Raw genomic sequence first — 12,943 nt, forward strand, 5'->3', positions numbered from 1 at the left:
GGCGGCCAGCAAAGGGTGGCGCTACCGTAACTGCATAACTCACAGGGCCGCTACTCTTCACAAGAGTAGCGGCCCTGTGAGTTAAGGCGGGTAGGAACGGTTTTATTTACCCAATAAGCCCAACATGGCCGTAGTACCAGGCTCCTGAATGGCGCGCAGGGCGTGCTGCATTTCAGCGTCTTCTTGGTTCAGGACTTGGTAGTAGGCTGACTTGCCGTAGGCGCTACGCGCAATCAGGGCTTTGAGCTGGTTACGTAGCAAAACCGCACTACGGCGCATATCAGCGGAGTTTTGGGGAACACCGTCGCGGGCGGCTTTGGTAGCCAGTTGCTGCAGCTGTACGTCGCTGATGTGGAAGTTGTGGTTGAATTGATCAAACCGTAGGGCTTCCAACTCGGCTTTGTGCTCCTGGTAATAGGTCAAGGCAAACTCGCGCACCAGGTTCAGGCTTTGCAGGCGGGTGTAGTAAGCGGAGTGAGCCGTGGTGTCCCGGGGTACAAACAAATCGGGCATGATGCCCCCGCCGCCGTACACGGCGCGGCCGTGGGCTGTGCGGAAGCGTAGCGAGTCGGCGAAGTGGATGCTGTCGGCGTGGAAAAACTCACCGTGGCGCTGCCGGTTCTGTAACTCCTGCTCATAAGCAGCCAGCCCGCCGCGGTAGGATTTCTGAATGCTCCGGCCCGAAGGCGTGTAGTAGCGGGCAATGGTCAGGCGCAGCTCCGAGCCATCATTCAGGGCAATGGGTTGCTGCACCAGGCCCTTGCCAAAGGTGCGGCGGCCCACCAGCAGAGCCCGGTCGTGGTCCTGCAGCGCCCCGGCCAGCACTTCGGCGGCGGAGGCGCTGCCTTCGTCCACGAGCACCACCAGGGCGCCTTCCTCGAAGTCACCGACTACCCGCGAAAACGTCTGGGTATCGTACTGGTCGCCTTTGCCGTCGGTATACACTATCTTCTTGGTGCCCCCAATGAACTCATCGGCCATTTTGGTGGCGCGGTCGAGGTAGCCACCAGGGTTGCCGCGCAAGTCCAGCACGAGGCGCGCGAGGCCCTGCCGGCGCAAATCGCCCAGAGCCGACTTAAACTCGTCGTATGTACCGCTGGCAAAGCGGCTTACCTTGATGTAGCCCGTCTGGTTGTCCACCATGTAAGCCACGTCCACCGAGGAGTTGGGGATGCGGTTGCGGGTCACCTGCACGTTGAGCGGGCGGGCCTGGCCGCGGCGCAGCACTTGCAGCAGCACATTGCTACCGCGCGGACCGCGCAGCTTGCTGAACATTTGCTCCGTGGTGGTGTGCATGCCCGAAACGCGCTGCCCGTTTACGGCCAGAATACGGTCGCCGGGCTGCAGGCCGGCGCGCTCAGCCGGGCCGTCGCTGAGCGGGGCCACTACGGTTACGGTGTCACGGAAGAGGTTGAACTCCACGCCAATACCATCGTAGTCGCTCTGCAGAAAGGAAGATGCCTGCTGCTGCTGCTTGGCCGGAATAAAGACGGAGTGCGGATCGAGGCGCTCCAGCATGCGGCTGATGGCATAATCGGAGAGCTCCTCGGCATTCACCGAGTCCACGTAGTCGCGGTCAACGTAGCTCAGAATTTCTTTGAACTTTAGATAGCCACGAGCCGTGAGGTCAGGGTTCTGATCGGAAGGTCGAAAGGGGTTGGCGCCCAGTAACACTCCACACGCCAGGGCCAGGGCTAGCAGCCATGGCTGACGCACCTGCCGCCGGGAATTTTGCGGGACAGGCTCCAACGCGGGACGTGGCGAGTCGGTTGGCTCGATGTTCATAAAGCGCTGAGAGAGTAGTAGTTTAAGCGATATGTAGCGGATTTCAATACGGACAGGTCTTCAAAACTATTGAAACTATTCCAAGAATACCACCCCTAACATAGAGGGATAGGCATTTTCGAATAACAATGCAATTTTTTATTACTTAAGCTCTAATATATCAGATTTCTCAGTCGGTATTTGCCTCTGGGAAACGCCTGATGATGAACTTGGTGCAAAGATTATTTTATGACTTTAGAAAGACCGACGTGTTTCGTCTAAGCTGCCGGTTTCGACGGTAAACGTACGCCTGGGCCACACAACCGGATTGCTGGGCACACCACATGGGCGTCACCTTTCCGGGTCGGTATCGTATCTTTGGAGCGCAGTAAGGGGTAATAAACTGACCCGTTGCTGTTTGGCTTTCTACTTTTTCTTTTTGCGATGGGCCGGATTCTTGCCATCGACTACGGGCACAAGCGCGTGGGGCTGGCCGTTACGGACCCGCTTCAGCTTATTGCTACCCCTCTCGATACGGTGCACAGCCAGGATTTGCTGGCTTACCTGAAGGCCTATCACCTGCGCGAGCCCCTGGAGGCGCTGGTCATTGGCATGCCCAAAAACCTTAACAACGAGGCCACCGACTCGACGCCGGCCGTGGTGGGGGTTGTGCGCCGCCTGCGCAAGGAGTTTCCGGAGGTACCCGTGCACGAGATAGACGAGCGGTTCACTTCGCGCATGGCGCACGCGGCCATGCTAGCCGGGGGCCTGAGCAAAAAAGACCGCCGCGACAAAGCCACCGTCGACCGGGTGTCGGCCACTATTATTCTGCAATCTTTCCTTGAATCCCGATGATTTACCCCATTGTTGCCTTCGGCGACCCGGTACTGAAAACGCCGGCCAAAGACATTGCTGCCGACTATCCGGCCGCGGAGCTGAAGCAAATTATTGCCGACATGTACGATACCATGTACCATGCCCACGGCGTGGGGCTGGCTGCGCCGCAGGTGGGCAAGAGCATTCGTTTGTTTGTAATTGACTCCGAGCCAATGCTGGACGAAGACGAGGACGGTAACCCAATTGTGGAGGAGCCCACGGCGGCCCCGGTGAAGCGCGCGTTCATCAACCCCCGCATGGTAAGTGAAACCGGCGAGGAGTGGGGCTTTGAGGAAGGCTGCCTGAGCATTCCGGGCATCCGCGAGAAGGTAGTACGCCACTCAACCATTGTGCTGCGCTACGAAGACGAAAACCGCCAGCCGCACGAGGAAACCTTCTCGGGCATGACGGCCCGCGTGATTCAGCACGAGTACGACCACCTGGAAGGCATCCTGTTCACCGACTACGCTTCGGGCCTGAAAAAGCAACTGCTCAAGGGCAAGCTGGCGCGCATCAGCAAGGGCGACGTCAGCGCCGACTACCGCATGCGTTTCGTGGGCCAGGGCCGGCGGTAAGCCCGCGTAGGCAACCCTAACAGAGCAAGAGCGGAAGTTCCCGGTGGGGGAGCTTCCGCTCTTGCTCTTTTCCAGAACGCCACTCTATTGAATTAGCAAAGGATTTTGCAGCTTTACCAAAGTTTATCCTTGGCTACATATACCGGTCCGGGTGCTGCATTAGCAATGATGAAATCCGCTTACTTCTATTCAGTTCTGGTCAGAGGTGCCGCCGCTGTTATGCTGGTTGCCGGGCCTCCTGGCGTGGCCCAGGCCTGGGGGTTTTTCGGGCACCGGCTGATTAACCGGTTGGCCGTGTACACTTTGCCGCCCGAAATGATTGGGTTTTATAAAGCCAACATCGACTACCTCACTGACAACGCTACCCGGCCCGATTCCCGCCGCACGGTAGTGCCCGAAGAGGCCCCGCGCCACTTCCTGGATGTAGACGTGTACGGCGACTCAGCCACATATAAGCTGCCCCGCTCCTACCCCGATGCCGTGGCCTTGCTCGGCGAAGACTCCCTACTCCGGCACGGCATTGTGCCCTGGCAGGTAGCGCGCATGAAGGGCCAGCTGACGGCCGCATTTCAGGCCCACGACACCGACCGGATTCTGCACCTCTCGGCCGATATGGGACACTACATTGCCGATGCCTGCGTGCCCCTGCACACTACCCACAACTACAACGGGCAACTGACCGGTCAGCGCGGCATTCATGCCCTGTGGGAAAGCCGGCTGCCGGAACTACTCAGCAGTGGCTACGACTTCTTTACTGGCCCGGCACCCTACCTCGACCGTCCCACGGAAACTATCTGGGGTGCGGTGGGCCGCTCCCATGCCGCCGTTGACTCGGTGCTGCGCCTGGAGCGGGAGCTAAGCCAGAAGCTACCCGACGACCGGAAGTACGGCTTTGAGCAGCGCGGCAACCTGACAGTACGCACGTATTCCCGCGACTTTGCCCGCGCCTACCACCAGCGCCTGAATGGGCAGGTGGAGCGGCAAATGCGCCTGGCCCTGCGCCTAGTGGGGGCCTTCTGGTACACGGCCTGGGTGGACGCGGGCCAGCCCGACCTCCGCACGCTACCCCGCACCCCATCGGAGAAAGAGCAGCAGCGCCTGGCCCTGGAGGCAAAGCAGGCCGAGCAGCCGCCCAAAGCCGCCGTAGCGGGCCACGAGGACTAAGCCAGGGAGCGTCAACGATTGTTAGGAAAAGGAAGTAGATGTTCGCGCAGTTGTTTGCTTTTACCTACCCAACCGCTACCCCCACTGCTCCTTATGAAAAGCCTCGCGACCATTGCTCTGCTGCTGATTTCCAACCTGTTCATGACGTTTGCCTGGTACGGGCACCTGCAGTTCAAGAAGATTAGCTGGCTGCACGGCCTGGGCCTGGTGGGCATTATTCTGATTAGCTGGGGGCTGGCTTTTTTCGAGTACGTGTTTCAGGTGCCGGCCAACCGCATTGGCTTCGAGGAAAACGGCGGGCCCTTCAGCCTGTTCCAGCTTAAAGTCATTCAGGAAGTAATATCCTTGACCGTGTTTACGCTCTGCGCTGTTTTCGTCTTCAAAACCGATAAGCTCGCCTGGAACCACCTGGTGGGCTTCGGGCTGCTGGTGGCCGCGGTGTACGTCATCTTCAAGAAGTGGTAAGCCGAAGACGAGGTAGCGGCAAGCACAGAAGCAGACGCTTAGGGCCACCCTTGTAAGGCTGAGCTTGCCCCTCCAGCCAGCCCCAGACGAAGTTGGGCGGGCGGCCGCCGATTTTCGCCGAGCCGCCGGCAACTCCGCTCCTCCGTATGCGTAGGAAACGCGCCCCGCACCCGGGGCCTTTCACGTTTTCTACCCCTGACTTTATGTCGAAAAAATACAGTGCCGTAGCGTTGCTTTTCCTGTGGTTGCTGAGCATACCGGCCGTTCAGGCGCAAAAAGTAGGTCTCGTGCTCAGCGGGGGCGGCGCCAAGGGCCTGGCCCACGTGGGCGTGCTGAAGGTGCTGGAGAGAAACCGAATTCCCATCGACTACATCGTGGGCACGAGCATGGGCGCCATTGTGGGCGGCATGTACGCGGCCGGCTACTCGCCCGAGGAAATTGAGGAAATCGTGCTCAAACCCGAGTTTCAGAACTGGGTAGCCAACCGCCCCCTCGAGGGCAAAGTGTTCAACTTCTACGATGCCGACCCCTCACCCGCAGCCTTGCACCTGGGCTTGTCCATCGACACGGCTTTCCGCACCCGCGTGACCCCGCGCATCATCAACGATGCTACCCTGAACTACGTGCTGGCGACGATGCTGGCCCCGGCCGGCGCTATTTCTAACTACAACTTCGACAACCTGTTTGTGCCCTACCGGGCCGTAGCCTCCGAAGTGTTTACCCGCCAGAAGGTTATTCAGCGCAGCGGCTCGCTCTCCGATGCCGTGCGCAACTCCATGGCGTTTCCGCTGGCCTTTCGCCCCATCCGGCAGGAAGACGGCCGCTACCTGTTCGACGGAGCCGTAGTGGACAACTTCCCGACCGGGGTTATCAAGGATGAGTTTAAGCCCGACGTTATTATTGGGGTGAACGTGGGCGACGTCGCCTTCCGCAAGTATCCGAAGGAGAAAGACGACGAGCTGCTGACCAGCACCCTGGTTTTTCTGGGCTCAAACGGCGCCGATACGCTGTCGGTGGGGCCGAACGGCATTTTCATTCAGCCTGACCTGACCGACTATACCGCCGCCGATTTCGGGCGGGTGCGGCGCCTGGTGGCCCTGGGCGAGCAGGCAGCAGAAGAGAAACTGGCTCTGATGCTCAAGCGTATTCCGCGCCGCGAAGACACCCTGTCCCTGCAGCAGCGGCGGCGGGCCTTCCAGGAGCGCGCCCCCCGGCCCGATTTCACTACCGTGACGGTGCAGGGCCTGCCGCGGCAGCAGCAAGAGTTTGTGCGCCGGTTTTTCCAGCGCTCCGGCTCCACCTATACGCCCAGCGACATTGAGGAGGGCTACTTCCGCCTGGTTAGCAACGACTTCTTTACCAACGTGTACCCGCGGGTGCGCTACTCCGAGCAGCAGAAAGGTTACGGCCTGAGCATTGATGCGCGCCAGGCCAATAACCTCACCGCCGACCTGGGCGTGCTGCTCTCCTCCCGCTCCATGAGCAACTTCTACCTGGGCGGGGCCTACCGCTACCTCAGCCGCTACCTCTACACCGTGCGGGCCAACGCCACCGTGGGCCGCTTTTACAATGCCGTGCAGGGCTCGTTCCGGGTCAGCGTACCGGGCCAGATTCCGCTGTACTTTGAGCCCATTGTTACCTTCAACAACCTCAACTACCAGGATACGGGCGGGCTGCTGGGCAGCAATGCCGAAACCAGCCAGCTGGTGCAGCGCGACCTGAAAACGTCGTTGCAGGTAGGCATCAGCCCCAACTACCGCAGCCGCTACGTGCTGGACATCGGCGCCTTCACCAACCGCGACCGGTTTGCCAATACCAGCGAGGTCAGCAGCGACGATGAGCTGGACCTGAACCGGTTTCAGGGCGCTACGGCTGGCATCCGCTTTGAGCGTAACTCCCTGGACCAGCGGCAGTACGCCACCAAGGGCCGGCGGGTAGAAGTTGCCCTGCGCGGCATTACGGGCCAGGAAAAATACGACCCCGGCACCACGGCCGACAGCACAGAGGGCCGCACCAAAAACCAACGCTGGATGAGGGCTTCGCTTTACACGGAACAGTATTTCTCCCTGACTAAGAATGATTCCGTAGGGGCCAAAACCAACGCCTGGGGCTTTCTGGTTGATGCCGTAGCCAGCACCCAGGGCGCCTTTGCCACCTACCGCTCCTCCCTCACTACCTCGGCCGCCTTCCTGCCCCTGCCCGACTCCCGCACCTTGTTTCTGGACAACTACCGGGGCACGGCCTACGCCGGAGCCGGTCTGCGCTACGTGAAGGGCATTTTCCGGGGCGTGGAGTGGCGCTCGGAGGCGTTTGCCCACGTGCTGGTGCGCCCCTGGAAACAGGCCTACGACAAGCCCGTGCTGGTGCGCCGCTCCAACAGCGTGAGCCGCCCCTACCTCACCCTGATGACCGGCCTGGTCTACCAGACGCCCGTCGGCCCGCTCTCGGTACAAGCCATCCACTACGACGACCCCAACCACCGTTTCGGCGTCTTCGCCCACATCGGCTACGTCCTCTTCCGCGACCGGTCGCTGGAATAAGTGGTGAGGTGGTGATTGAGTGAGTTAGCAAAGTCTCTCACCATAAGCATTGCTAACTCACTCAATCACCACCTCACCGAATCACTACTTTACTTTTCCTCCGGATAAACTGGCGGCTCTTCGCCGGGGGTGTGGGGAGAGGACGGGCCGGGAGTGCAGCCGGCCAGAATGGCACATTCGAGGTCTTCGCCGTGGTACAGCCGGCGGAACAGCACCGTGGCCAGCCACATGGCCAGGGGCGGCGCCACCCAGTACAGCCACAAGCCCCGGTAGCTCCCGGCGGCCACGGCCGAGCCCAGCGTACGGGCCGGGTTCAGGCTCATTCCCGAGTAGGGCGTTTCAAAAACGATGTAGAGCGCCAGCAGAGCACCGATCAGCCAGCCCGCCCGCTTTTTCCAGGTGGCCGAGTGCAAGGCCGCAAGCAGTACCACCATCAGAATGAAGGAGATGATGAACTCGGCGGCGAAGGCCACAAGCTCCCCCTGCGGGCCGGGCTCAGTTACGGTAAAGTTGACGCTGGGGTGCGCGTAGAACGGTCCCAAGGTTACTTTTAAGAGCTGTCCCGCTCCCAGTGCGCCAGCCACCTGAAATAGCACGTACCAGATGGCATCGGGAGTTCGCAGCTTGCCTAACTGCCAGAAGCCCAGCGTCACGGCCGGGTTTATGTGGGCCCCGGAACGCTTGCCCCAGGGGCTGTACACAAGCAGCACTACCACCAGGCCCATGCCCACACCCATCAGCCAGTGCCGCAGCTGCTGCTGCTTGCCCAGGGCCTGGTGCAGTGGAGAAGCGGGGTGCTCCAGCCCGGTAGTCAACAGGGCGGCGCAGGTCATGAAAAAGGCGATGCCCGCCGCTTCCGCCAGGTAGTGCGCCCAATGACGGCGCAGGGCGGCAAGCAAGCGGGCAGCAAACGATACGGGCATGCAGTAGGAAGTAAAGATCAGCTCAGTGAAACGCCTCCTACTCAGGGCGGTTGCTACCGTCGAGCTAGACTACAGTGGCAGCCAGGCTTAGGGCTGCACCAGAATCAAGGCCGAGGAGGCAGGCACCTCCACCGTCAGGGTTTCGCCGGTGCCTTCTACCGTCCTTATTCCCTGGGGGTTAATCTGGTCTTCGGCCAGCACCACGGAGTAGCGCCCACCCGGAATGGGTAGGCGGGCGGCTTGGCGGTTGCCGTTGAACAGAACCACAATGTTGCGCCACGTGTCGCCACCGGCATACTCTTTCAGCCGGTAGCCGATGGTAGTGGCCGGCAGGTTGGGCAGGAACTCCAGGTGGCGCTGAATCAGCTCCTGGCTGGGCAGCCGGAAGGCCGGGTGGGCGCGGCGCAGGGCAATCAGCTGGCGGTAAAACGCCTGGATGCGCTGGTAGCGGGCCTTGCGGGCCCAATCGAGCTGATTGACGCTGTCGGGCTGGTTGTAGGAGTTATGGGAGCCGCCTTTGGTGCGAAGAAACTCGTCGCCGATGGGTAGGAAGGGCACGCCCTGGGAGGTAAACACGATGGTATTGCTAAGCACATCCAGCTTGATCAGCTCGGCTTCCGAGGCGCCGGGGTTGCCCACGGTCAGCTCGTCCCAGAGCAGGCGGTCGTCGTGGCAGGCCACGTAGTTGATGGCTTGCGCGGGGGTAGCGGCCCAGGGCACTTTGGCGTAATTCACCTTGCTGTAGTCGAGCTGGGGGTGCTGGGTGGCGCCTACAATGCCAAACTTCACGCTTTCCTCCAGGCCTGGCTGTCCGCCTACAAAGCCCGGGTCGGCGGGGCGCGAGACGCCGCCTTTCACTCCGTCGCGCAGCTCGTCGCCGAAAGCAGCTATGCGGTCCAGCTTGCCCACATTGGCTTTCACGGCCCGCTCGGCTTCGGGTAATGGGCTCGGGCGGGCGGTCCAGCCTTCCCCGTACAGGAAGATGCTGTGGTCAATCTGGTCGAGGGCCACGCGCACGGCCCGCATGGTGCGCAGGTCCAGGATGCCCATCAAGTCAAACCGAAACCCATCGACGTGGTACTCGCGGGCCCAGTACACCACCGACTCCACGATGAGCTTGCGCACCATGGGCCGCTCGGAGGCAATTTCGTTGCCACAGGCCGCCGCATCGGACAAGGAGCCGTCGGGGTTGTGGCGGTAGTAGTAGCCGGGCACGAGCTGCTCGAAGGAAGTGCGGGCGACATCGGTGGTGTGGTTGTACACCACATCCAGAATCAGCCGCAGGCCGCGCCCGTGCAGGGCCTGGGTTACTTGCTTCAGCTCCCGGATGCGGGCGGCGGGGTCAGCCGGGTCGGTGGCGTAGGAACCCTCCGGTACCGAGTAGTGCAAGGGCTCGTAGCCCCAGTTGTAGCGGTTTTCGCTTAGCTTGCTTTCGTCGATGGAGGCAAAATCGTTGACGGGCAGCAGGTGTACATGGGTGATACCCAGCTCCGTTAGGTGGTCGAGGCCCGTCTTCACGCCGGCCGGGCCGCGGGTGCCGGCCTCTGCCACGCCCAAGTACTTGCCCTTGTGCTGAATACCGGACTGCGGGTGCATGGACAGGTCGCGCACGTGAGCCTCCCCAATGACGATGTCGGTGGCTTGTTTCAGCTGGGGGCGCAAATCCTCTTCCCACCGGGCCGGGCTGGCGGTGGCGGGGTCGAGCAGGGCGCCGCGCTGCCCGTTCAGGCCCACGGCGTGCACGTAGGGGTCGGGTACTTCGGCCATCTGCCGGCCCTTAATGGTGGCCTGTACCACGTAGAACTGCCCCGCGGGCTGGGCGGGCAAGGTGTATACCCAAGTGCCCCCCGTCGACTTCTGCATGCTGTACTCGGCTACGGGCGCGCCGCCGGTGCCTTCGGCGTACAGCTTCAGCTGGAGCTTTTCGGCCGTGGGTGACCATACGCGCAGCCTGGCTTGGCCGCGCACGAAGGTCAGCCCGAGGTCAGGGCCTTCGTAGGTAGGCAGGAGGGAGTAGGTATCCGTAACGCGGGCGGTACGGCAGGTAGTGAGGGTGCTCACGGCAAGCGCCAGGACAAGAAACGACCGAAACTTCATAGGCCCCAAGTTCGGCATTTTGGCGTGGAGCACGAAGCTAGGCTTTCACGCTAGAGCCTGCGGGCAAAGGCCCGGAGCAGTTCCGCTACCTCCTCGGGCGCCTCATAAGGCAGCAAATGGCCGGCGCCCCCAATAATCTCCAGGGGCGTACCCACTGGCAGCAGGGGTAGCGTTTCCAGCCCGTGCACCGAGGGCGACATCACATCATCCTGGTCGCCGCTGATGATGGTGCAGGGCACGCGCACGTTGCCCATCTGGGCGCTGATGTCTTCGCGGCTGCCGTGCAGCAGCCAAGCGTCCCAGGCCAGGCGGGTGCTGCGCAGGGTATCGTCCAGAACTTGCTGGTGCAGGGGTTCGGGAAGAGCTCGGGCGGTTATTTTCCGGAAGGTTTGTTCGGCTTCCGGGCGCTTGCCGTAGGCCCGCATGCTGGCCATCCGGTCGGCATCCGTCATGGGCTCGGGCGTGGGCGGCGAGGGGCTCAGCAGCGCCACCCCGGCCAGCCCGGCGGGCTGGCGGGCGGCCAGGGCCAGGGCAATTTTGCCCCCCATGCTGTGGCCGAGGAGCACGTAGCGCCCTACCCCGTTTTCGGCAATGAAGCTTTCCACCTGCCGCACGTAGGCCCCCACCGAATAGCTACTGACGGCAGGCTCCGGGGCCGCCCCAAAACCCAGCAGATCAGGGGCGAGCAGGGGGTAGTCAGGGGCCAGCAAATCGGCTACTGGTTGAAATGCGCGGCCGGAACCCGCCCAGTAGTGCAGGCCAATGAAGGTAAGCGCAGGTACAACGGACATAAGGAAAACAGCAAAGTGGTTAGCCCGCCAGGTTACCCTTGCAGACCGCCGATGGGGTAGCTGCTGTACGTAGGCTTCCCGGTTTATAGCCGGGCTGAACCCGCAAGTTTCTCCAGGGCCGCCTTGAACTCGGGCGTGTCGTAGTCAGCCATGCCCTCGTGGCGGGCCGCAATCTGTCCATCAGGCCCTACAATAATGGTGGTCGGGATGGACTCGGACTCGAAAACCGGAGGTAGCGGGGCGGCCGGTAAATAGGCGGGAAACGTGTAGCCTTTACGAGCCAGCAGGCGGCGCGCCTTCTCCGGATTCTGGTCAAACGAAATCATGACGAAGGCTACCTTGCGCTTATCCACTTGGTTGTAGAGCTTCTGCAAGCCCGGCATTTCGGCCACGCAGGGCGGGCACCAGCTGGCCCACAGATTCACGAGCACTACTTTGCCCTGTAAGTCGTGCAGGTTGAAGAGCTTGCCGTCCAGGGTTAGCAGCGGCACGTTGTGGGGGTAAGCGCCGGCGGTGAGCTGGGCGGGCGGCGGGGCCGGGGTGGTGGGCAGAGCTGGCCGCCACCAGCCGGTAGCCAGCAGCCCCCGCTGCATACCGCCTAGCACCGGCGTCCGTAAATCAGTGGCGAGGATAATCAGAAAGGCCATGAGCCCAACCCACTGCGCTATACTACCCCACTTCAGCTTGGAAAAGTGCATGTTGACTTGTTGATTCGACACGATATACGTGAATAGTTAAAACTGAGCACTTGGGCTACCAAGCAGTGCGTTAGCGCCACCGGATTTTCTGCTTTGCCTGGCCTGCCTGCAGCCGCGCCGGCACTTTCCGCAGAATAATACCGCGCAAGGACTCCAGCAGCGGCACCCGCACGAAGCCGTGGTGCACCACCAAGCTAATTTCCCGAACTGGCTCCGGATCGGCAAAGCGCTTGACCATAGGGTTCTCCAGCTCCGTCAGCACCGACAGCTCCGGCACCAAGGTGTAGCCGTGGTTATGGCGCACCAGCTCTTTAAGCGTTTCAATGGAGCCGCTCTCGTAGGTGAACGGCTGGCCAGCTGCTGCGGGCGACGGGGCGCAGATGTTCAGTACCTGATGACGAAAGCAATGCCCCTGCTGCAAGAGCCACAGGCCCGGCGCGCCCATGTCTTGGGGGCTGATGGTGGCCTGTGCGTACAGCTCGTGCTTCTCGGAAATATAGCCCAGAAAAGGCTCTTCCAACACAGGCACTTCCCGTAGCTGCCGGTCGTCGAGGGGCGTAACAAGCAGGCCGATATCTAGCTGGTTATTTTTCAGACGCTGAATGATTTGCGCCGACTGCAACTCCTCTACTTGCACCCGTAGCCGGGGGTAGCGCTCCACCAGCTCCACCAGAAACAGCGGGACCAGGTAGGGCGCCAGCGTCGGGATGATGCCCAGGCGCAACTCGCCCACCAGCTCGCCCTTTTCTACCTGCACTACCTCGCGCAGTTGCTTTACCTCGCGCAGCACGTGGCGAGCTTGTTGCACCACTTTTTCGCCCACGGCGGTCGGCTGCACGCCTTTGGTCGTGCGGTCGAAAAGAAGTACGCCCAGTTCCTCTTCCAGCTTCTGCAGCTGCATGCTCAGGGTCGGCTGCGTGACGTGGCACTTCTCGGCGGCCAGCACAAACTGCCGGTGGGTGTCAAGAGAAATCAAGTATTCCAGCTGCTGAAGATTCATGCCCAAATATAGACACATGCTATACTAGTATAAAAACAATCGATTTTTCT

Annotated in this window: 11 protein-coding genes; 5 read left to right on the forward strand and 6 right to left on the reverse strand. The window is 61.4% G+C overall.

Annotated features, from left to right (window positions below):
- Positions 1-102: 102 nt before the first annotated feature.
- Positions 103-1,785 carry a S41 family peptidase gene (locus tag IEW18_RS06465; protein WP_188557014.1) on the reverse strand — a complete coding sequence of 561 codons (1,683 nt, stop codon included), beginning with the start codon at positions 1,783-1,785 and terminating at the stop codon, positions 103-105.
- Between the two features lie 423 nt (positions 1,786-2,208).
- On the opposite strand from IEW18_RS06465, the gene ruvX reads away from it, so the two are divergent.
- From ruvX to IEW18_RS06490, 5 genes are all read left to right on the forward strand, one after another.
- Positions 2,209-2,619, forward strand: coding sequence for a Holliday junction resolvase RuvX (ruvX, locus tag IEW18_RS06470; protein ID WP_188557015.1), 411 nt, complete (start codon positions 2,209-2,211; stop codon positions 2,617-2,619).
- Positions 2,616-3,215 (forward strand): peptide deformylase, encoded by a 600-nt coding sequence (gene def / locus IEW18_RS06475; protein WP_188557016.1) that lies wholly within the window; start codon positions 2,616-2,618, stop codon positions 3,213-3,215. Before ruvX ends, def begins: the two co-directional genes overlap by 4 nt.
- Before the next feature lie 165 nt (positions 3,216-3,380).
- Positions 3,381-4,379, forward strand: a complete 999-nt coding sequence (locus tag IEW18_RS06480) for a zinc dependent phospholipase C family protein (protein ID WP_229728625.1) — start codon at positions 3,381-3,383, stop codon at positions 4,377-4,379.
- A gap of 93 nt (positions 4,380-4,472) precedes the next feature.
- Entirely contained in the window at positions 4,473-4,844 is a 372-nt protein-coding gene (locus tag IEW18_RS06485; protein ID WP_188557017.1) for a DMT family protein, read from the forward strand.
- A 203-nt stretch (positions 4,845-5,047) separates the two neighbouring features.
- On the forward strand, positions 5,048-7,384 hold the full coding sequence (locus IEW18_RS06490; RefSeq protein ID WP_188557018.1) for a patatin-like phospholipase family protein: 2,337 nt from the start codon (positions 5,048-5,050) through the stop codon (positions 7,382-7,384).
- Positions 7,385-7,473: 89 nt separating this feature from the next.
- Here the strand turns inward: IEW18_RS06490 and IEW18_RS06495 are convergent, their stop codons facing one another.
- From IEW18_RS06495 to IEW18_RS06515, 5 genes are all read right to left on the reverse strand, one after another.
- On the reverse strand, positions 7,474-8,307 hold the full coding sequence (locus tag IEW18_RS06495) for an MIP/aquaporin family protein (protein ID WP_188557019.1): 834 nt from the start codon (positions 8,305-8,307) through the stop codon (positions 7,474-7,476).
- Positions 8,308-8,394: 87 nt separating this feature from the next.
- Positions 8,395-10,368, reverse strand: a complete 1,974-nt coding sequence (gene pulA / locus IEW18_RS06500) for a type I pullulanase (RefSeq protein ID WP_229728626.1) — start codon at positions 10,366-10,368, stop codon at positions 8,395-8,397.
- Positions 10,369-10,454: 86 nt separating this feature from the next.
- Positions 10,455-11,195 carry an alpha/beta fold hydrolase gene (locus IEW18_RS06505; protein ID WP_188557021.1) on the reverse strand — a complete coding sequence of 247 codons (741 nt, stop codon included), beginning with the start codon at positions 11,193-11,195 and terminating at the stop codon, positions 10,455-10,457.
- Between the two features lie 83 nt (positions 11,196-11,278).
- Positions 11,279-11,914: a TlpA family protein disulfide reductase gene (locus IEW18_RS06510; protein WP_229728627.1), complete on the reverse strand. Its 636-nt coding sequence runs from the start codon at positions 11,912-11,914 to the stop codon at positions 11,279-11,281.
- A gap of 49 nt (positions 11,915-11,963) precedes the next feature.
- Positions 11,964-12,893, reverse strand: a complete 930-nt coding sequence (locus IEW18_RS06515; RefSeq protein ID WP_188557022.1) for a LysR substrate-binding domain-containing protein — start codon at positions 12,891-12,893, stop codon at positions 11,964-11,966.
- Positions 12,894-12,943 lie beyond the last annotated feature (50 nt).

The organism is Hymenobacter glacieicola, from assembly GCF_014640315.1.
Lineage (GTDB): Bacteria > Bacteroidota > Bacteroidia > Cytophagales > Hymenobacteraceae > Hymenobacter > Hymenobacter glacieicola.